This window comes from Enterococcus avium (assembly GCF_002891025.1).
Taxonomy (GTDB): domain Bacteria; phylum Bacillota; class Bacilli; order Lactobacillales; family Enterococcaceae; genus Enterococcus_A; species Enterococcus_A avium.
The window spans coordinates 2,919,541-2,940,162 of the sequence record NZ_NBSL01000002.1 but is presented as its reverse complement, the minus strand read 5'-3'; the positions used below and the strand labels follow the sequence as shown (position 1 = coordinate 2,940,162).

15 protein-coding genes are annotated in these 20,622 nt (G+C 38.0%); 6 read left to right on the top strand and 9 right to left on the bottom strand.

The features are described 5' to 3' along the window. Nucleotides 1-78: 78 nt before the first annotated feature. Nucleotides 79-705 (bottom strand): DUF1054 domain-containing protein, encoded by a 627-nt coding sequence (locus tag AUF14_RS14705; protein WP_049220722.1) that lies wholly within the window; start codon nt 703-705, stop codon nt 79-81. Nucleotides 706-963: 258 nt separating this feature from the next. Here AUF14_RS14705 and AUF14_RS14700 point away from each other — a divergent pair, with 258 nt between their 5' ends. After that, a complete protein-coding gene (locus AUF14_RS14700; RefSeq protein ID WP_049220720.1) occupies nt 964-1,971 on the top strand; it encodes an alcohol dehydrogenase catalytic domain-containing protein in 1,008 nt (335 codons plus the stop codon). Nucleotides 1,972-2,187: 216 nt separating this feature from the next. Beyond that, nucleotides 2,188-2,919 (top strand): MIP/aquaporin family protein, encoded by a 732-nt coding sequence (locus tag AUF14_RS14695; protein WP_016181637.1) that lies wholly within the window; start codon nt 2,188-2,190, stop codon nt 2,917-2,919. Nucleotides 2,920-3,057: 138 nt separating this feature from the next. Here AUF14_RS14695 and AUF14_RS14690 read toward each other — a convergent pair whose 3' ends face one another. Then, the gene (locus AUF14_RS14690) at nt 3,058-3,516 is read right to left on the bottom strand and encodes a VOC family protein (protein WP_049220718.1); all 459 of its coding nucleotides are present in this window, start codon (nt 3,514-3,516) and stop codon (nt 3,058-3,060) included. Between the two features lie 57 nt (nt 3,517-3,573). Next, nucleotides 3,574-4,407, bottom strand: coding sequence for an AraC family transcriptional regulator (locus AUF14_RS14685; protein ID WP_049220715.1), 834 nt, complete (start codon nt 4,405-4,407; stop codon nt 3,574-3,576). A gap of 231 nt (nt 4,408-4,638) precedes the next feature. Here AUF14_RS14685 and AUF14_RS14680 point away from each other — a divergent pair, with 231 nt between their 5' ends. Then, nucleotides 4,639-4,890: an AbrB/MazE/SpoVT family DNA-binding domain-containing protein gene (locus AUF14_RS14680; RefSeq protein WP_048719202.1), complete on the top strand. Its 252-nt coding sequence runs from the start codon at nt 4,639-4,641 to the stop codon at nt 4,888-4,890. Next, nucleotides 4,890-5,207: a type II toxin-antitoxin system RelE/ParE family toxin gene (locus AUF14_RS14675; RefSeq protein WP_048719205.1), complete on the top strand. Its 318-nt coding sequence runs from the start codon at nt 4,890-4,892 to the stop codon at nt 5,205-5,207. The genes AUF14_RS14680 and AUF14_RS14675 overlap by 1 nt, the downstream gene beginning before the upstream one ends. Nucleotides 5,208-5,269: 62 nt before the next feature. On the opposite strand, the gene gltX is transcribed toward AUF14_RS14675, so the two are convergent. The 3 genes from gltX to AUF14_RS14655 form a co-directional block, all read right to left on the bottom strand. Beyond that, nucleotides 5,270-6,781: a glutamate--tRNA ligase gene (gene gltX / locus AUF14_RS14670; protein ID WP_049220712.1), complete on the bottom strand. Its 1,512-nt coding sequence runs from the start codon at nt 6,779-6,781 to the stop codon at nt 5,270-5,272. 75 nt (nt 6,782-6,856) lie between these two features. Beyond that, complete coding sequence (locus tag AUF14_RS14665) at nt 6,857-8,233, bottom strand: glutamate decarboxylase (protein WP_016181643.1); 1,377 nt, start codon at nt 8,231-8,233, stop codon at nt 6,857-6,859. Between the two features lie 639 nt (nt 8,234-8,872). Continuing rightward, nucleotides 8,873-10,351, bottom strand: a complete 1,479-nt coding sequence (locus AUF14_RS14655; RefSeq protein WP_048720385.1) for an amino acid permease — start codon at nt 10,349-10,351, stop codon at nt 8,873-8,875. Nucleotides 10,352-10,773: 422 nt separating this feature from the next. On the opposite strand from AUF14_RS14655, the gene AUF14_RS14650 reads away from it, so the two are divergent. Further along, the gene (locus tag AUF14_RS14650) at nt 10,774-12,282 is read left to right on the top strand and encodes a helix-turn-helix domain-containing protein (RefSeq protein WP_049221023.1); all 1,509 of its coding nucleotides are present in this window, start codon (nt 10,774-10,776) and stop codon (nt 12,280-12,282) included. A gap of 545 nt (nt 12,283-12,827) precedes the next feature. Here AUF14_RS14650 and AUF14_RS14645 read toward each other — a convergent pair. Further along, complete coding sequence (locus tag AUF14_RS14645) at nt 12,828-16,127, bottom strand: vWA domain-containing protein (RefSeq protein ID WP_049221025.1); 3,300 nt, start codon at nt 16,125-16,127, stop codon at nt 12,828-12,830. A gap of 666 nt (nt 16,128-16,793) precedes the next feature. On the opposite strand from AUF14_RS14645, the gene AUF14_RS14640 reads away from it, so the two are divergent. After that, nucleotides 16,794-18,239 (top strand): IS1182 family transposase, encoded by a 1,446-nt coding sequence (locus tag AUF14_RS14640; RefSeq protein ID WP_456151918.1) that lies wholly within the window; start codon nt 16,794-16,796, stop codon nt 18,237-18,239. Nucleotides 18,240-18,261: 22 nt separating this feature from the next. On the opposite strand, the gene AUF14_RS14635 is transcribed toward AUF14_RS14640, so the two are convergent. Both AUF14_RS14635 and AUF14_RS14630 read right to left on the bottom strand, forming a co-directional pair. After that, the gene (locus AUF14_RS14635; protein ID WP_049221027.1) at nt 18,262-19,011 is read right to left on the bottom strand and encodes a MerR family transcriptional regulator; all 750 of its coding nucleotides are present in this window, start codon (nt 19,009-19,011) and stop codon (nt 18,262-18,264) included. 604 nt (nt 19,012-19,615) lie between these two features. After that, nucleotides 19,616-20,569 (bottom strand): Gfo/Idh/MocA family protein, encoded by a 954-nt coding sequence (locus tag AUF14_RS14630; protein ID WP_016181648.1) that lies wholly within the window; start codon nt 20,567-20,569, stop codon nt 19,616-19,618. Nucleotides 20,570-20,622: the final 53 nt, after the last annotated feature.

The window sequence follows — 20,622 nt, the reverse complement described above, 5'->3', positions numbered from 1 at the left end:
GCGAAAAAATCGCTGTCGAACTAGTTATCCCCAACACAAGAATTTTATTTTCATACCCTTTTTGACTGAAAATATGCTTTAGTTTTCCACCTGTGCAAAACTTGCTTGCTTCGCTAATTGATAAATTGGTACCAATTGTTTATAGGTTTCTACCATAAATGCTTGAGCGGCTTGCGGATTTTTCCAAATCGGATCTTCCCTTTTGATGATTCGACCAATTTGAAATTCGCCTTTTTTCACATCACGAAACCTTATCAACAGCTTTTCTATGCGTTTTGGCGATAACTCTTCTATTTTCGGCTTTGTGTGATCACCGGATAGAACAAAATCTGGGGATAAGTTTTCAAAAATTTCTGGATGGTCTAGTAAAATTTGCGCAATCGCTTTTTCTTCCTTCGGCTGATCAATACAGGACAGCCACATAAAAACATATTCCGGCCAAATTCCCAGCTGAAAATGCGGCTCCATTTTGTATCCACGCTTTTGTCGACTCAATGCTGACCAAGTATTTTCAGGCGGATAGGTCGTCCTGCGGCGATGCTGGGCAATGTGGATAAATAGCTTTTCGTCTAGCAGCGGCTCTAACTCCTGTTGAAAAACTTCATCTAACTGTTGAAAAGTTGGTTGAACTTCCTGGCGAATCGCTGCCATTCGTTCATCCAAGCCGTCGATATCAAAAACTTCAAAACTCTTTTCAGTGAACATGTTACTCCCCCTTATTCCTACTATCGTAATTCTACCTATCTTATCGCTGAGTCACAAGTTATCAACTACCCATGTTGATAAAAAATTTGTAGTGATTTTCCCTTCGAACAAACATCGTTTCAAAATTTTGATAAAACTCGCTGATTCTTTTGCTATTTTAAAGAAAATATTTCCTTCTCTTTGTGAAATCAAGTATATTATAAGTAGCCATTTTATTATTGGAGATTCAGAAATTTATTTCTGAGGAGGGTAAAACGAATGATTTCAGACGCAATTGGCTTCGAGAAAAAATTTCGTTTAAAAGAAGACAAAAAATTTGAACAATACAAGATCATGCTTCCGAAACTACGAGAAAATGATGTGATGATAAAAATTTCCGCTATCTCGATAAGTACCTTAGATACCCAGATTCGACAAACGATTAAAGGAGCGAAGAAACCTTATATTTTAGGCTTTGGCGGTGTCGGCATTATCACCCGACTAGGCAGCAGCAATCAATACTTAAATGTTGGTGACCGTGTTCTCTATGTAAATAAGGTCGGAAAATACGGCAGCTATAGTAACTTTCAAATCGCTGATGTCCGTTCCATCGTCAAACTGCCAGACTCTTTTCCTACCGATGAAGCCGCCGCTTTTTCCTATAGCTTTTTCTTGGCTTTTGAAGTGTTGTTCAGCCAACTGCAATTGACACCTAAGCCGAGAAAAAATCAGGGAAACCTATTGATCCTAAATACCTCTGACGGGCTAGGCGCGACCATTATCCAATTAGCGAAGTGGGCTGGCTTGAAGGTCGCCGCAACAATTGATAAAAACAATTCAGAGATCTGGATCAAAAACATGGGGGCGGATGTCGTCGTCTCTCAATCCACTCAGCTATCAAAAGAATTGACAAACGCGGAAATGACACCGGTTGATTATGTGATCAATTTAGATACTGAAAAGGAAAAAAACTTCGATCATCTGTCGGAATTCAAGGATACGGCCAAGGTGCTGCTCTTGCACTTCATTAATAAGAAAAAGAAAAATTTTGATCCAGACTATCTCAACTTCTATTGCGAAGATTTTTTGGAGGCTTCTTTTACTACCGATGAAGGCATCGAGTATTCCCGCAAGATCATGGAGCTTTTGGTCTATTTATGGGAAAAAAATCAACTAACATCCATTTTGACTGCACAGCTAAACGGCTTTTCAGATAAAAATTTCTACGGAGCTCATAAGCTGATCGAAAACAACCCAAACTTTCGTCATCTAGTTTTAATCAACTGACACAATCTCGTTCAATTGAACGAGATTTTTTTATGAAAAACAATTTTTGGAGCTAAAAAGCAGCTGTTCTTTGCTTCCATAACGTTTGTTGTCATTTCCTATAGAAATTTCTCGTTTTTCTGAGGTTAACATTTGCTAATTACAAAGAATGGGATTAAGATATAAAATGAAATTTTCATTTACATTTTCATTTCAATTATTTTATAGGAGGTCTTTATGGATTATTCACTGACTACTCGGTTAGCAGCTGAGTTCTTGGGAACTGCTTTGCTAGTAATGCTAGGAAACGGTGCAGTTGCCAATGTTGATTTAAGAGGGACAAAAGGTTACGGAAGTGACTGGATGTTGATTGCAGTAGGTTATGGCTGCGGGGTTATGATTCCTGCAATGATTTTTGGCGGTATCAGCGGCAATCACATCAACCCAGCGTTTACGATTGGTTTAGCTGTTAGCGGCATGTTCCCTTGGGCGGAGGTTCTTCCTTACATCGTTGTCCAAATTCTTGGTGCGATGGTCGGACAATTAGTCGTAGTAGCCAGCTACAAGCCTTATTACGATCAAACAGAAGACAAACTACATGTGTTAGGTACCTTCTCAACGATCAATAGTGTTGGTTCTAAATTTAACGGATTCGTGAATGAATTCTTCGGATCATTCATTTTATTCTTCGGCGCACTAGGAATTACCAAAGCGCCATTCTTCCAAAACAATTTAGGAACAGCACACTTAGCATTAGGTTTCTTAGTTTGGACATTAGTCGCATCCTTCGGCGGACCAACTGGCCCAGGTTTAAACCCAGCTCGTGATTTAGGTCCTCGTATCATGCACGCCATCTTACCATTGAAACACAAAGGCGATTCACAATGGAGCTACTCATGGGTACCAGTACTTGCCCCAATCATTGCTTCAATCGTAGCAATCGCATTATATAAAGCATTGTTTATCTAAAAACACGAAACTGCCGCAATTTTTTGCGGCAGTTTTTTTATTCAACAATCTCCTAAAAAGAACTGTTGCTATTATTTACAGTTCCATCACGTATTAATTCAATCAAAAAAGAATAGCCACTCTAGCTCTTCCTTCTATTTAAACCAATCCTTCAACAAACTCAACCGGAAACATTGTTTTTTCAGCCGTTTCTTCTACAGTCATGCCTTGAGCCAAATAGCGTTTCGCCACACTAGCCATACTTTCTGCGACCTCCACGATAAATTTATCATAGTCGTAAAAACGCAGCACACGCTGCCCCCAAGGATACTCTTTGCTGTAATGCAGAAAGTCGATTTCTTCAACCTTTGAAAGCTTGTCTTCCCATTTGTCTAAATCCTCAACCTCAAAATACAGTTGAAAATTATCCGACTGCTCCTTTGGATTTAGTGGAACACCCAGCAACCCTTGATAATCGGCCTGTAATGAAAAGCCGCTCTCAAAAGCAACATGAATATTATCCAGATCCATTTCTATTTTTTGTTCCATAACCTCTACATAGAACTGCTTCGCCTTCGTCATATCCTTCACTGCCAATAACACTCCACCAAAATTCATTCCTATCACCATCAGAGCCGCTACTCGACTCTCCTTCCTTTTTTACCAACTATACCCTTAGAATTTGGCGATTTCACTGTAAAAATCGGACATCTTCCGTTGATAAGCTTGCGGTGTAATGCCAGTCACCAGTTTAAAATCACGATTAAAGTGAGAGAAATCGTAATAACCGGCGGGTTCCAACACTTTTGTAATTACTCCTTGCCTTCGATTTAGTAAACGGATCGTTTGATTAACTCGGACTAAACGAGCAAACATTTTGGTGCTCATTCCCAGATATTCATTAAACAGTCGCGTAAGATGGCGTTCACTATAAAATACCTCATTAGACAACTTCTTTAAGGAGATATTTCCTGATTGTTGAACAATCATTTTTCTCGAAGTAGCCAACTCTGGCGGACAGTCCTTTAAGAGAGCATGAACAAATAGACGATCAACTCCAGCCAGCAGCTCTTCCACACTTTCCGCTGCCTCCAACAATTCCATCAGTACCTGATTCAATTTGGCATGAAGCAATTGAAAAGAAAAATGCCGATCCGCTAATTCATTTTGCTTAAGACTTAGAAACGCATGAAGTCCAGCCGGTTGAAATTCCACGATGAATATCTGATTGAAAGTCGCAGCTTCCTCACCTACATTGGCAACCGCAGTCATTGGCCCAAGTAGCTGGTTCTCGATTTGATGTTCCTTAAACCCACATACTAACGTCCCACAGCCATGAGGAATGACCGTGTAATTCTCAGAAATCGCCTGTTTCGTCGGAAAAGTCAATGTATAATTCGAAATATAAGGCAACAATGCCGCATGTGGCCTCACATACATACAGTCTTGATTCCGAAAAATAATCCGTTGATTCTGCGGATACAAAAACAACGCCTTTTGATCGATCATCCTCTCACCTCATTCATAGTAACGATTCAATTTTGGTCAAAATTGTTTAATTTTCATTCCGGATACCATTTTACTAATCTACTGAAGTAGAAAGTAAAACTGGCAACTTCATTCATATTAATGACTCAATTCTATCATCATATCAATCCTTTTTTTAGTTGCTACTAGATATTCATAACTTCTTTAAATAGTTATAACGTGTTATAATTCTATAAAAAAGAGGGGATTTGAATGGGACAAATCAAAGTACGGAAGATTGGTAATTCCGTTGGAGGAATATTCCCTAAAGAATGGGGATTACACGAGGGAGATATCTTGGAGGTTAAAAAAGAAGGAAATTACTTCATATTAGATGCCCAAGAAGTCGCAAAAAAGAAAGATCGTGAGTTAATCGAAGAGAGTTTTGCAGAGTTTGAAACGAATCATACTGTTTCTGAAGAAGAAATGACTACGCTCTTTAGCAAATATGGTTGGGGTGAGTAATGAAATCTTATCAGCTCATTTATTCCGTCTCTTTTAGAAATAGCCTGATCCAGCTTATATCGGAATGGGAGAACGAACTTTTTCTTTCAGAAGAAAAAATCAAACACTTCGTTCAATTAATTTATCGCTCACTAGAATTATTAAAACTATTTCCTAAAATGCATGAAGATGTTTCTCCATTATATGGTTTTGACATTCCGACTTATCGAATCTTGATTGGTCAAAGTTATGCAATCTTTTACCGAATCGATGAAGAGAATCATTCAGTTCTAATTGGAAAAATCTTTAAACAGAAACAAATGCATCTGAAATTTTAAAAGACCAAGCACAATGATTAACTAAAAAACTGCGACTCTCATCGAGAATCGCAGTTTTCCATTTATTTATTTAGAAACGCCAACGCATTGTCAATCAAATGCTGAACCGTTTCTTTCGGCATAACCGACATAATATCCGTGATTTGAGGAGCAGATTTACTGTCGGTAAAGACGACGTTCAATGGCATGTACAGCTTACGTCCTTTTTGTCCTGTTTCTGTTTGAACAGCTGACAAGATAGCAGGATAATCCACTGGTTCTGAAACATCCTTTAATTTTTCTGACATCGCAGTCAAAATTTGTTTAACACCTTCGCTATCAAATTCTGCCAAGTCGGTATAAGTGAAGGTCACTTGGTTGGCATTTTTGATAAACAAGATTTTTTCCATAAATGTCATTAAGGTCTTGGCTTCTGTGTGATAGATATCCACGACTTTTTTAACAAAATCCAGATCATTTTCGATGCCGATTGCTTTTAATTGTTCCGCTACGTCTGTTTCGGCAGCGTCAACTAACAGCATGATTCGTCTAGTTAATTCGTCAACGGAAGTTTTTTTAATGTATTCCGCATTGGTCCAGTCAAGTTTCTTTTGATCGAAATAAGCAGGCGAAGCAGACATCCGATTGATATCGTAAGCTTCGATCAATTCATCACGAGTGAACAATTCTTTTTCTCCCACTGGTGACCAACCAAGAAAGGCGATAAAGTTCAGCAACGCTTCATTCAAGTAACCATATTTACGATATTGACTAATGAATTGCAGGGTATTTTTATCACGTTTACTCAATTTTTTATGCGTATCCAAGCTATAGATCAGTGTGATATGACCAAATAGCGGTTGCGGGATACCTAGTGCTTCGTATACTGCGATTTGTTTTGGTGTATTCGCAATATGGTCATCCCCGCGTAAAACGTGAGTCATCTTCATTAAGTAGTCGTCAATCACTACGGCAAAATTGTACGTTGCCATGCCATTACTTTTTTCAATAATGAAATCTCCGCCGATATTGTCTGAATTGAATTCCACCCGGCCTTTAATCATATCGTCCCAGCCATAAACATGGTCTTCAGGCAAATGAAGGCGAACGGTCGGTTTTCGGCCTTCTGCTTCGGCTTGTTTGATTTGTTCTTCTGTTGCGCCATACCAGCGACCATCATAATGAGGCGCGATTTTGGCTTCGATTTGTTGGTCATGTAATTCTTTTAATTCTTCTTCAGTGGCATAGTCTTTATAGGCTAAACCAGCGTCTAATAATTGTTGTACATATTTGTGATACAAATTCACACGATCTTTTTGGTGGTAAGGGGCAAATTCAACTTTCGGTTTATCCGGACCTTCGTCCCAGTCGATACCTAACCAATGAAGATTTTCCATCTGGCTTTCTTCACCATGCGGAACATTTCTTTTCAAGTCAGTATCCTCGATTCGCAATACCCAAGTTCCCTTATAATGTTTGGCAAACAGATAGTTGAATAACGCCGATTGCGCATTCCCTAAATGTAAAAAACCTGTTGGACTTGGTGCGTAACGAACTCGTACGTCGCCGGTAACTTCTACTTTGTCTTTTTTCAATTTGATTCCCTCCAGTTTAAAAGCCCTAATAAATGATGCAATTATTAGGACTTTAATAACAGATGCTATTATAGGTTAAGATGCGTGATGAATCAAATGATTACGATTTAGATCGTCAATTGCGCGATGTAAATCATCAATGAAGTCATCACAGATAGCCATGGTCATAGCTGGACGAACGACGATTCTGCTAATAGTTACATCGTCAAGATCTTTTGGAAGTGGATAAGCAGGCACTTGCCAGCCGTATTCCTTCAACTTGTCTTCTAAATCGTATAGATTCCAAGTTAATTCGATATTATCCGCAATTTTCCAACAGTTGATTGGTAATTTTGATCCATCATTGATGATATCAAAAATACCTAGCGCTTTTAATTCTGTATTGATTCGTTTAGATACTTCTCTGACATTGTTCATGATAGCTGTGAATCCTTCACGACCAAAACGAATCAAGTTGTAGTATTGTGCTACAATATGTGCCCCACTATGTGAGAAGTTAATAGCGATAGAATCTACGCTGCTTCCAAGATAAGGTACAGCGAAACGCATTTCTGATGGTAAATATTCTTCCGTATTTTCACGCCAAACAATCCAACCAATCCCAGGATAAACCATCCCGTATTTATGTCCTGAAACATTGATTGATGCTACATTTTTCAAACGGAAATCCCATGGTTTGAACCCATCAACAAATGGTGCAAAGAAACCGCCAAAGGCTGCGTCTACGTGGATTTTGATTGGTAATTTAGCTGTTTTGTTGTATTCAGAAACAAGTTCATCTAATTTTTGAATATCATCTACTTGGCCAGTGTAAGTGATCCCTTGGATACCTACGACCCCAATCGTATTTTCATCTACGTAATCCATCACGATGTCAGTATTTAATGACATATGGTTTTCATCCATTGGAATTTCCCGCATCTCGACATTCCAGTACGTACAGAATTTTTCCCATACTACTTGGAATGCAGACATGATAACTAAGTTAGGTTTGTGTTCATGCAAGTTGTCGATATCTAATCCAGCTGCTTTTGCGCGGTGTTTCCAGCTGTGCAACAAAGCCAATCCGCCTAGCATACAACCTTCTGAAGAACCTACTGTTGAAGTTCCGATGAAGTCTTTATATAATTCTTTGCCTTCACCAATATTCCACATATGGGCAATCATACTAATTGAATAATTTTCCATTGCTGTGGTTTTTGGATATTCTGATTTGTCAATCGCATTCGTTTCAAGTGAACCAAGCATCAAGCGATCAGCTTGTGGTTCCATTTGAGTCGTACAGAATGTAGCCAAATTTTGATCTGCCTTTGCTTCATTCAACCGAATATGATTGACGAGCGTCTCGGCTGTGTCAGGGTTCATACCCTCATCAGGCAATACTTGTTTAGGCATGCTACGTGCTGCTTCTCTGCTTCCTAAAAATGAACTTTCTAAATAATCTGTATGCATTTAAAAGATCTCCTTATTCGTATTAAAGTAATCATTTTTCCAGGGAAAAATGAGTTCGTTTCTCATGCCGTATATCATTCCGCTAAACTTCTCTAGCTGTATTTCAAAAAACTTTTTTTTTCTTACTGCCTAGATAAACTGTGAAAAGCGGAACTGACATCCTTATTCGTATTAAAGTAATCATTTTTCCAGGGGAAAAATGAGGTCGTTTCTCTTGCCGTATATCATTCCGCTAAACTTCTCTAGCTATATTTCAAAAAACTTTTTTATTTTCTTACTGCCTAGATAAACTGTGAAAAGCGGAACTGACATCCTTATTCGTATTAAAGTAATCATTTTTCCAGGGAAAAATGAGGTCGATTCTCCTGCCGTATATCATTCCGCTAAACTTCTCTAGCTGTATTTCAAAAAACTCTTTTATTTTCTTGCTGCCTAGATAAACTGTGAAAAGCGGAACTGACATCCTTATTCGTATTAAAGTAATCATTTTTCCAGGGAAAAATGAGTTCGTTTCTCTTGCCGTATATCATTCCGCTAAACTTCTCTAGCTGCATTTCAAAAAACTTTTTTATTTTCTTACTGCCTAGATAAACTGTAAAAAGCGGAACTGACATCCTTATTTGTACTTTCTTATATTTTCTAATGAACTTGATGGTGCAAATTTTTTCCTGATTTATCATGATGATGCAAGGTCCAATTTCCATGAAACAAATACATGATGAAAGGTATAAAGAAAACGATGATAAAAGCCGTTAATAATAATGTTAGGTACGTATGTTTTTGTTGCATGCTGTAAGCAGCTGGTGGGAAGAATGTTACAACAAACCCAAAAGCTGATAAAACTAAACCTAGAACACCCATGATGACACGCATTACTTTTGATTTAGCTGCACGGAATGTCCGATGCAAATCGTCGTGTTTGAACACTAAAACTAAATAAGTAACAAACATCAGCATATACATTAAGGTATACAGAGCAACTGTTAAACTCATCGCTGTTTGGAATGAAAGGTTTGATTTGTCTCCACCGGCACCAAAGGTTAGTAACGCAGCCATGATTGAGACGATCACACCTTGCAAGATCATGACGTTCGTTTCGACACCATAAGGATTTGTCTTAGCAAAACGTTCTGGCAAATAGCCTTCTTTCGCTGCTTCATACATCCCCGCATTCGGTCCAACGACCCAGCTGCTGATTTCACCAATGATCCCCACTGCTAATAGCAAACCAATCAACCGTTCAATAAAGACTACATTGATCCATGGAAATTGTTGAACCAAAGCGCCATAAGCATAAACAATACCAGTACTTAATTGAATTTTGGCATTGGGAATTGTTGCACCGATTGAAATTGTTCCGATAATATCAGAAGCAATCGCACAAATGGCCAAAGCCATCATAACTTTTGGATAGATAGATGGTTTCTTTAAGTCTTTAACGTGAGTAGCTGAACCTTCAGCACCTGCAAAGGCTAAAATAAATGGCACAAATCCGACTAACACGTTACCGCTCCAGCTTGATGGTAAAATCGTGTGTGGATTGATTTTGATTAGCATAGGATTACCCTTTACTAAATAAGTAATCGTTAAGAACAGCAATAGAAAGACTGGAATAATAACCCCAATTGTAAAACTCCATTGAGCAATTTTTCCTGTGATTTTTGTTCCCCGTTGTTGTGCGAAGATCAAGCCCCACAAGATAACCATCATGATGATGAATTTGAACAATGGATTCGTATTAATAACTGGAACGTTGAAAGTGATTGATAAACAGCCAATGATGAAATACATCATGGTACACATACCAACTGTGATGTGAATCCATTGGTAAAATAGAGCAGACCAACCTAGGCGTTCACCTAGCATATGACGTCCCCAAGTAAAGATTCCGCCTTTACTCCAACCATCAACTGAGGCCATTTCTCCAGCGGACCGAGTAACGGGAATGAACCATAGAATCCCTGCTAAAAATAGGAAAAACAATGCTGTTGGTCCTTGTTTAGCGAAGGCCGCAAAACCGTAGACTGTCATGACCATTGAAGTAGTCATTGAGAATAGTTGAACACCTGTGAGCTGATTGTGATCGCTGATAGAGGCGTTCTTCTCTTCGTTATTCATTTGTGACACATCCTTTAAATTCATTGCAATCGAAGTGCGCACTTTTCGAACTACAGCCATCATCATAGACTTTACACAATCAAAGTCAAACCACACCAGACATAGCAAATTAGAAAAAATATTAAAAGACATGCTGTCATCACGATGGAAGAAAACCTTTAATCATCGCCCTTTTCCATGAAATCTAGTGGTAAATAAAAAAGGTTTTTAAGAAAAAAAGGAAAAGGTTAAAATTGTGCAAAAAACAGACGCAAACTTTTAGAAATTCAGCACTAATTTTTTGTATCAAATGATAGTTCTCACAAAAAAAGCGGATGCAAAAAAGAATCCTCGCAATTATCTTTAAATCAACTTTCACATAGTGCTTACCCCTCCTTTAATCATTGCGGATTATACTAGTGACCTTGAGGGAGTGTTAATTCATGAGCATCGATCTATTATTAGATTTTGAAAGTCAGGCGCTTTTTGCCATTTTTACTTATTTAAAGGAAAATCCAGGCTTTCACGATATCAATGAAATTTCAGAGCAAATTGGTTTTGAAAAACGAACAACGTTGAAATATTTAGAGCGTTTAGCGATGCTTTCTAACGAAGTAAAGGAACGTATTGGAATCGCTCCGCTAACTATATCGGAGCGGAACTACCGAATTATTCAACAAAATTATGTGGAGAACAAAGAATTGAGCTTAGCCATCTATCACATCTCGATCAAGATTGACCTGCTGGAGGGGTTACTGCTAAATAAAGAAAATACGATGGATTCCCTGACGGACAAATACAACCTGAGTTATTCCACCTTGAAAAAAGATGTGTACGAAGTGCGGGATTTCCTCAAAGAAGCCAATATTGATCTTCATATTAGAAATGGCGAGATTGTATTATCCGGTTTAGAACCGACGATTCGCCTCTTCTTCTTGAGCTTCTTTTGGCAGCTATACGGCGGCTACGGGCATCCCTTTAATATCGAAAATTCAACTGAAAAGAATTTTATTTTTGAGAAACTCAGCTTTCTACTTTCAGATCAAATCGATCCGATCACTAAAATTCAATATGATTATCTAGTAGATATTACGCTTATCCGTTATCTATCCAATCATCCGATTGAAAATAATGAACTGCCGGTGGAATCCATCCTGATCGGAAATAAATTTGTCCAGCATTTCCATTTTATTACGGAAGAAAATGTCTCGGCTTACGCGAATTTTAAAGATGAACTTTATTTTATGCTATTATTCCTACAATCAAAAATGGTCTTTTATCGCAACACCAGCTTCTTCCGTGAAATAAAGAAATATCACCAAGAGATAGATTCAAATATCTATCAGGCCAATCAGTTCTTTTTTCAAAACATCGGTCTGCTTTTTAACCAATTTGAATTTGACTATGACGAACTGGAAAAAGAACTATATGTCATTCATACACGCTTATTGTTCAAAAGCTTTTATAATTATGTACCAATCGGCGAGCACCACAATCTTTATCCGGAAGATATGGCGATTGTACAAGAAAATCTGCGGGTTCGTTTTGAAAATATTTGTCCACGTAATAGCCTAATTTATTCACAGCTTGACTACGCCATTTTTCTTTACGCCGCTTTAAGTATTGCCAATGAATTTATGACAGAATATGAATTATCTATTTTTATTGATGACTCAAAAGGCGAGTTTAATTCTATCTGGCTAAAAAAATTCTTTATGAAAAGTACTAACGGACTAGTTAAATTGAATTTTGTCGACCCGAATCGCTTTTTATTAGCCGATGAATCTGTTGATTTAATTATCAGTACGAATAAATTTTTCCCAATCAAGAACGTCCACAACAAACCCATCCTGTTTCTAGAATGCAAAGACAAATACGAAGACCTGAAAAATGTTCAATCGATGGTTCGAAAGATTATGATGGAGAAAAATAAATTGCTGCAAGTAAAATAAAATAATGAACACTTTCCAAACATAAATCTGACTTTTCGGCTTTTATTAGAATATTTTCATTTTATAGAAGACAGAGCCAGCAAAGTATCCCATGCAAAACAATTATTCTATGCTATACTACCCACAGTTAGTTTCTCTTTCCAAAATAAAACTAACGAACGAAGACGATCGACCGACATATTCGATCGTCTTTGCGAGTTCTTCTTCCTGCTTTAGCAGGTTAGTAGAATCGTATGCGTGATGACAATTCTTACATTTTTCACGGATTTTGAAAAATGTTTCCTTAATCCGGCGTTAGCTGCGAGTTCTTCTTCCTGCTTTTAGCAGATTAGTAGAATCGTATGCGCGACGACAATCTAATGAACGCTTTCGCTCCTTTCGAAAAAATTCTTCCCTAATTCGGAGTTAGCTTTCACGTTTAGATACATAGTTAAAAAGCCGAGATCAAAATCAGATTGCTGATTTGATCCCGGCTTTTATTATCCTTGAATTTCCGCGTATAGCTCCCTATTATTTTTTCATTTTGTTTCTGAGCAGTTGGCTAATTATCCTCTCCTCCTATTAATATATAGATAAACTATGAATAATCCAACACCTGTAATAAAGCACATGGCAGAAAATAGAATGAACATTCTATTGGCAAAACTGCCTGTTCTTGGCAAGATTCCTATTCGATGATAATTTTTTACTTTTATTGTGATTTGATTCTCGTCTTCATCTAGTATAACGGTGTTAGTTACCCACGGATGATCGTCAAATGACACCACACCGTTGTCAAAAATGTCAATGGTAATTTCTTCCTCTAAACCAGTATAACCATTTGGCGCTGTGAGTTCCTTAAGATAATAAACACCTGGCTGTATGTCTGTGAATACAAAGGTTGAACCAGAAGAAATCGTTTCGTTGTACGCTCCAGATGAATTTTTCAGACGAAATGCCGCACCTTCGATTTCATTTCCTTGTTCATCAGTCTTAATAACTGTTAGTTTGAACTTATTTAATTCATTAATGATTGTTTTATTGGGTGAATCAGCGATAACTGCCGCACCATCCGACCTCTCTGCCACTGTAAATGTGAAATCATCACACTTTTTGAATCCCTCTGGAACAAATGTTTCACTTACTTGATAGAGACCCGCAGGAAGATTAGTAAAATTAACGACCCCTCCATTATCTGGGATAACATCACTTGCAACTACTATACCTGTTAACGTTTCTGTCAAAGTAAATCTCGGTCGTTTGTCATCTGCACCAGTAAATGGTTGCCCATTTTTCATTACTTTCTTAAATGAAAAATCAGTAGTCAGCAATCGATTCGTGATAGTTATTCCTGCTGGGTCTAGATTACTAGACGTAAAACTCTCCTGACTGTAAGTTGGATTGGCATAACTCGGTACTCTATTCTTATCTCCTATTCTTTCAATAATTCGATACTCGATAATAGGATTTCCAGAAACTGCTGGGAAGCGAGCTGCCCAACTATTTTCTTCGTTCAAATGGACTTCGTGTAAATTGACCCATTGAGCCCCGTCTTTTCTTTGTAAAACAGCCGTTATCTCTCGACGCATTTTCCAACGATTATTTTCATCATCTGACCAAACTTTTTTTACTGGAATAACAAAATCTTCATTGAACGCTCGAACAGATGGAACACCAAAATCTAATTTGTCCTCTGTACGATTGGGCATAGAGTGTAATACGGTTTTCCCATTGGCTGGGTACCAACTTCCGGAAGTAAAGCTTGATGCCTCCGTTTTCAAGCGGATTTTGTAGTTTATTTCAATTTCCTGATTCCCATAAAGATTGATATTTGTTACTTTTATCTTCCTTGGGTCAGAACTGTCAACCCTTGCCATTTTGTCTGCATCAATCGCTTTTGTGCCTAATCTATTTCTTAATGAAATATCCGATACAACAGGCGTTCCTACTAATTCCACCATATCTCCCAATGGATCTTCAATCACACCTTGTTCAACAGTCATAAGCGTCGATTCAAACCATTCCCGGAAGGATTTTTCAAAATCAGTTAGATTTTGTGCTTGGTAGAAATAGTAATCTTTTTCTGAATTACCAGTAGTATTAGCCCTTTGAGTAGTCATTTTGTAAAGACCCTTTACTAGTATTTCCGCGCTATGGAATTCTCCAGCCCCACCATAGGCTCCCATGGCAATCGCTTGAATTTCAATCCCTTTGTCTCTTAAATCTGCCGCTTGAGAATTTGCCATATCTAAATGAGATTCGATTAGGAGTCTATTGTTAACATTTCCAGGATCTTCAATATTAGTAATTCTAAACCTTCTATCCACAGCAGGAGGCTCCAGTCCATTGTACAGCACATAAAGTGAGGTCGCTCCATTCGAACCGAGTGTCACTCCTGCATTTCCATCCGTTTGTCCTGAAGACAGTGGTTTATACTGAGTAATTCTTACTTTGGAAGGAAAAATTGCCGTATCCCTTTTGCCTGCTAACGGGTCCTTGCTTCTATTTGGGGCTCCATCAGTTAAAAGAAAGAGAAACTTTCTTCGTCCATTATTATCTGCTAACAGTCTTTTTTGTGCTTCAATCAATCCACCTTGCGTATAGGTCTGGTGGTTTTGCGTACTAGCATTGCGATAATTTGTCACTAACTGATCCCAATCACTGTACCGTGATGACAAATTAGATGTACTGATCACATTCGTGCCAAATACAACACTGCCGATCCTTAGATACCCATTGTCAGGAACATTGTTTTTAAACTGAGTAATTAAATGACTCAAAGAATCTACTGAAACATCTTTTCGCAGTCTTCCACCAATTTTGTATTCCGGTTGAGTAAAGGTCATTGATGCAGAGTTATCCAATACAAACATCACATCAACACCAGGTCTGGTAAGCGAGTCTCCTCGGACATTCAACTTTACGTTAAACTCATCCTTCTTGGTTGTTTCAGTCGCATATTTCCTTAGTGCAATATCCCCTTTCTCTTTTCCGCCAACGCCGTAATAAATATAAGAATTTGTATAATTATCTGTAGACGTGTTCCAACTTTGAAGTCCATCCCAAACATTAGCGGCTGTATTATCCTTTCCGCCTTGATGATTGATCACATTCGTCTGACCGGTTGGCTGCCAAGAATATTGTGGATATTTTCCATTGTCTGTCTTATAGCTTGGTTCTTTATTGGTATATGAATTGGTCCGAGCCAAGTTTCTAGCGTTTGTCAACGCTGGTAAATCAATGGCTTTTGAAAAACTATTTTGTTCCGAATAAAGTGAAAAACTACCTTCAGCTTCAGTAGTTTGATTCCCCTCGTTGTCTTCAGGTACTGATTTTTTTGGAGCTTTTTTCGTAGCTTCTTGTTCTACTTTTAACCAGAGAGGGTCACTTAATTCCAATATATCAGTATCAGTATCAGCTTCGGCTCCTGCTTGTTCCTTCTGATTTTTTTCTGTATTTTGTTCATTTAATTCGAGATACATTTGAAGCTTTTCCTGTTTCTTAGGGACCGCGATTGTGAGTTCACGCTCTTGTGAATGTGTAAAATCTTTTTCAATCAGCCATCCCTCTTTTTCTTCCATTCCGTCGACTACAGGGTAATCAATGACTTTTTCTTTTTCCGTCACTATTTTTAGTTTTAAGCGATTTTGCTGTTGTTCACTTTTCCCCTCGCGGCTTAACTTAATATGAAAGAGATTTTCCTTATCTGTCTGTTCTGTTTTGTAGGAAACCTTCAAAAATGACTCTTCAATCAATACATTCGCGTCGTTTTCCGCAATTGTTCGTGAGCTTGCACCCATTAAACCTATCAAACTTAAAAAGATTCCCCCAATTAAAATAAGAATCCTCTTTTTTCTCCCATGCATACCCTTACCCCCTTTATCCCAAGCTATCCCTTCGCCATTATTTTATAAGACAAAAAAAGTTCCGCAAATTACAAAATAATTGTATTTAAGTTATTTATAACTGCAAAAAACACGAATATTTAGCCCGTATTTTTTGCAGCAGTCATCAACAAACGGTTATTAAATCACTTTACTTTAGTTTTCATTAAAATTTATAACATTCATTTAGTTGATTATCGATTAAGTATATTAGACATATAAAGTCGAATATTTATTATTAAACTGACACAAACGTGAATAAACGGCTTGGTTACTCATTTTTTGCTATCAATAGTGCTTTTAAGCAATTCTGAATTAACAGTTGTCACATTAAGAAAATTGAAAATAATTTATAAAAGAGTGTTGCACTAACCAATGTACTTTATTTTATCTAAAAATATTTTAGTTATTTAAAAAAGACAAAAAGCGATAGATCTATTGATTTTTTATTTAATAGAACACCCTTATAAAACAAATCGAATACGTTTTTCCTCTTAATTGGTCGATACAGGATAGGTACATTGAAAACAATAAAAAAATCGAGCCGCAGCTCGATTCAGACTGTAGACAAAGTCCATTTTATGGATGATGTCTACAGTCTTTTCTTTTATAATAGATTTATGAAAACGAATGCAAGGAGTGATAGTTATGATGTCTAAAAACAATACGAACGGTAGAAATCAATTTGCGATGCTCACGATTGATGATTTGGTTCCTCAAGATCATCTCGTTCGAAAGATTGATGCTGCGCTTGATTTTGAATTTATTTATCCAATCGTTGAAGCCACTTACTCCGATCTAGGTCGCCCAAGTATCGATCCAGTGATTCTGATCAAATTGGTGTTTATTCAGTATTTATTCGGTATCCGTTCCATGCGACAAACCATTAAGGAAGTCGATACCAATGTCGCTTACCGCTGGTTTTTAGGCTATTCCTTCGAGGAGAAAATCCCCCACTTCTCAACTTTTGGAAAGAATTATGTCCGCCGATTTAGAGAAACGACGGTGTTTGAGGATATTTTTGCCTATATTTTAGAACAAGCAGTTAAAGCAGGTTTTGTAACAGAGGATAATTTGTATCTTGATTCTACCCACATCAAAGCTAACGCCAATAAACATAAGTTTACGAAAGAAATGACCCACGATGAAGCGAAAGCCTATCAGGATGAATTAGAAGATGAGATCAATCGTCAACGAATAGAGGCCGGAAAACGCCCTTTTACTTTGGACTTAGAAAAGGAAGTGAAGCTGAAAGAAAGAAAAATAAGTAAGGCTGATCCGGAAAGCGGCTACTACGTCAAAGGCGAACGAGAAAAACAATTTGCTTATTCTGCCCATACTTCATGCGACGACAACGGATTTATTCTTAGCACAATCATCACTCCTGGAAATATTCATGACAGTCAAGTCGCCTTTCAGCTCGTCAAACAATCGAAGAGACTTTTTCCTGAAATCAACTGTGTTGTCGCTGATGCTGGGTATAAGACACCTAAGTTTGTTCACTTTTTGACTCATTTGAACCTTCGACCTTGTTTGCCTTATTCAAGGCCTAAAGGGAAAAAGGGGCTATTATCAAAAAACGAGTTTCTCTATGACGAGTATTATGATTGTTACATTTGTCCGCAAGATCAAATGCTCGCTTTTTCAACGGTTACTCGAGAAGGGTACCGAGAATACAAATCCAATCCAAAAGAATGTGTGAACTGTCCTCTGCTAAACCAATGTACCAAAAGTAAAAATCATCAACGAGTCATCACGAGACATGTTTGGGGTGACCTAATGGATGAAGCAGAACATCTTCGCCTAACGGATCTGAATAAATCAATTTACAAAAAACGGAAACAAACGATTGAACGAATATTTGCGGATGCAAAAGAAAAGCATGGGATGCGTTGGACCAAGTATCGAGGCTTGGAAAAAGTCGCGACGCATACGATGCTAGTGTTTGCTGCAATGAATTTAAAGAAATTAGCCACCTGGCTATGGAAAGGCAAGGAGCCTTTATTTTTTTGTTCAAAATTTCGAAAGAAATCAGATAAAAAGACGTCTCAAACTCAAATTACGAGTTCGAGACGTCTTTTGTCTACAGTCTGAATCGAGCCGCAGCTCGATTTTTTTACGCATATGTCTGAATGATTTGCACCAACGCTTCTGTTGCTCCTGCCCCGCTTTTTTCGTCATAATATTGAGTGAAACGTTCGTCAGCTAAATACATCTCAGCCAATCCCTTATGAGCTTCACCGGAGTAGGCTTTCCAGCTGAAGCTCAGCCACTCTTTATGCAACTGATAAATTTCTTTAGCCAAAGTCGGTGTCTCTTCTGTCAAATAGTTACTCAATTTCTCAGTTAACGCAGCTTCTGTTGCCTGCATTTTTTGATAATCGGCCTCACTCATATTTTGCCATTTTTGATTCGAGGCCTCGACCGTTTCTTCTCCATATTTTTCACGGATTTCTTGTCCGTATTTTGCTTCATTTTCTGTGAGCTTTTCTTGTTTGAAGGCTTCAAATTTTTCTTTATTCGTCATAATTATTTCTCCCTTATAGTAACGCAAGGTCTTATCGATTGTTTCCAGCAGCTGATCAAGTTCTTGGCGCTTTTGCTCCAATTGGATTTTTTGCTGAATCAACGTATCCGCGACTTTTTCGTCAGGTCGGTCCACTAATTCCTTAATTGTTTTCAATGGAATCCCCATCGAGCGGTACAAAAGAATCTGTTGCAGCCGATCAATTTCTTTTTCGGTATACATCCTATAGCCTGCCTCACTTAAAAAAGCTGGCTTTAATAATGAGCGCTCATCATAAAATCGCAGCGTCCGTGCACTGACACCTGAAATTTCCGCCATTTGTTTCACTGTATAGTTCATTTTGTACCTCCTGACAAGAACATCTTACACCTTGACGTAACGTAAAGGTCAAGGGATTCTTTCATCGTTAATTTAGTTTTTCTTTCTATAGGAAATCATTTTCTCAAAAAATCGAGAAAATGAGTTTTATTTTCGTTTCGCATATCATTATGCTAAACAGCTTATCTACTATTTATGCTAGAAAACATAGATACATCTCATCAATTAACAAACTGCGAAAAGCATAACTGACAACTAGCTCAGTCATAATGTATTCATTTTCCTAAAAACCAGGAAAATGAGTTTTATTCTCGCCACGCATACGATTCCGCTAAACACCACTACTATTTACTTGTTCAAAATCTGAGATCAATGCTCTTTTCTTATTAAACTGCGAAAAGCGTAACTCGCAAAAAACCCCTCTTAGAATAAAATTCTAAGAGGGGTTCTCCCAGTACCAAATAATTGATAGAAAGGTTCTTCGTCCACTAAGCTTCTTTCCGACACCCTGAAATCCGACAGGTGACTTGCGTCGTGTGCCTCTGGTATCGAAGGATCAATCTTTCAGATCCACTCGACTCGTCGCATGAGACAAACTATAGCACATCCGCTTAGTCTTTGACAATCATTTTTGATAGTTCTTATAAATTGCTTCCGTGATCGCCACTGTTTTCAAGGTCAATTCTTTGGTGACAATTGGACTTTCCAGTAATCCTTGCTCCAGACAAGCATTCACATGATCGACTTCAAAAACAAACTCACTGTGTTGATTACTGTGAAGCGTTTCTTTTTGCCCATCATTATAATGAATTTCAGCTGTATCTGTTTTCCAAAAATCAGGAATAATGATTTTTCCCTTTTCTCCGTAAATAATCATTCGCTTTGATAGATCTAGATCGACAGTCAAAAAGATCGTACCAATCACACCGTTTGGAAAATTCAAAGTTACCTGCGCTTGCGCGTCAGATTGTCCTTCTGGAAAAGTCAGCGTTCCTTTGAATTCCTCAGGTGAAGCCCCTAATAAATGCTGCATGTATTCTAACGGATACGTTCCGGCTCCTCGAAAAACACCACCGCCCGCACTTAAATCACGGAACCACGAAATATGATCAATGTTGGGATAGGCTGTTACTGAATCTAACCAGCGCAGCGTTCCGATTTTTCCTTTTTGAATCACCTGCTGAATTTGTTTGGTGATTGGCAGGAATAGCGCCTTTTGCGCCTCCATTAAAAATAAATTGCGTTCTTTAGCCAGCGCAAATAATTCCTCCGCCTGAGCCAGCGTCATAGTAAAAGGCTTTTCTAATAGAACATGTTTATTATTCAACAATGCTAATTTTGCGGCGTCATAGTGCCCCTTGTTGTAGACCGCCACATAAACAATATCCACATCTTCACTTTGACAAAGCTCCTCGTAACTGCCATAAGCTTGTGGAATGTCTAACTCTTGAGCCATTTTCTGGGCCTTTTTGATTTCACGAGATGCAATTGCCGTTACTGTACCACCTTGACTTTCCTTCACTCCTGCCACAAAACGTGGAACAACTTGAGCTGTACTTAAAATACCGTAACGAATCATTTCATTTTCTCTCCTATTCATTTTAAATCAATAATGAAGGAACTGATTCGATA

What these genes read in the sequence shown, in the direction of transcription:
- AUF14_RS14705 (WP_049220722.1), bottom strand. Translation starts at nt 705, where the DNA reads ATGTTCACTGAAAAGAGTTTTGAAGTTTTTGATATCGACGGCTTGGAT.
- AUF14_RS14645 (WP_049221025.1), bottom strand. Translation starts at nt 16,127, where the DNA reads ATGCATGGGAGAAAAAAGAGGATTCTTATTTTAATTGGGGGAATCTTT.
- AUF14_RS14630 (WP_016181648.1), bottom strand. Translation starts at nt 20,569, where the DNA reads ATGATTCGTTACGGTATTTTAAGTACAGCTCAAGTTGTTCCACGTTTT.
- AUF14_RS14690 (WP_049220718.1), bottom strand. Translation starts at nt 3,516, where the DNA reads ATGAATTTTGGTGGAGTGTTATTGGCAGTGAAGGATATGACGAAGGCG.
- AUF14_RS14675 (WP_048719205.1), top strand. Translation starts at nt 4,890, where the DNA reads ATGAAATCTTATCAGCTCATTTATTCCGTCTCTTTTAGAAATAGCCTG.
- AUF14_RS14685 (WP_049220715.1), bottom strand. Translation starts at nt 4,407, where the DNA reads ATGATCGATCAAAAGGCGTTGTTTTTGTATCCGCAGAATCAACGGATT.
- AUF14_RS14665 (WP_016181643.1), bottom strand. Translation starts at nt 8,233, where the DNA reads ATGCATACAGATTATTTAGAAAGTTCATTTTTAGGAAGCAGAGAAGCA.
- AUF14_RS14680 (WP_048719202.1), top strand. Translation starts at nt 4,639, where the DNA reads ATGGGACAAATCAAAGTACGGAAGATTGGTAATTCCGTTGGAGGAATA.
- AUF14_RS14640 (WP_456151918.1), top strand. Translation starts at nt 16,794, where the DNA reads ATGATGTCTAAAAACAATACGAACGGTAGAAATCAATTTGCGATGCTC.
- AUF14_RS14695 (WP_016181637.1), top strand. Translation starts at nt 2,188, where the DNA reads ATGGATTATTCACTGACTACTCGGTTAGCAGCTGAGTTCTTGGGAACT.
- AUF14_RS14700 (WP_049220720.1), top strand. Translation starts at nt 964, where the DNA reads ATGATTTCAGACGCAATTGGCTTCGAGAAAAAATTTCGTTTAAAAGAA.
- AUF14_RS14650 (WP_049221023.1), top strand. Translation starts at nt 10,774, where the DNA reads ATGAGCATCGATCTATTATTAGATTTTGAAAGTCAGGCGCTTTTTGCC.
- AUF14_RS14635 (WP_049221027.1), bottom strand. Translation starts at nt 19,011, where the DNA reads ATGAACTATACAGTGAAACAAATGGCGGAAATTTCAGGTGTCAGTGCA.
- AUF14_RS14655 (WP_048720385.1), bottom strand. Translation starts at nt 10,351, where the DNA reads ATGAATAACGAAGAGAAGAACGCCTCTATCAGCGATCACAATCAGCTC.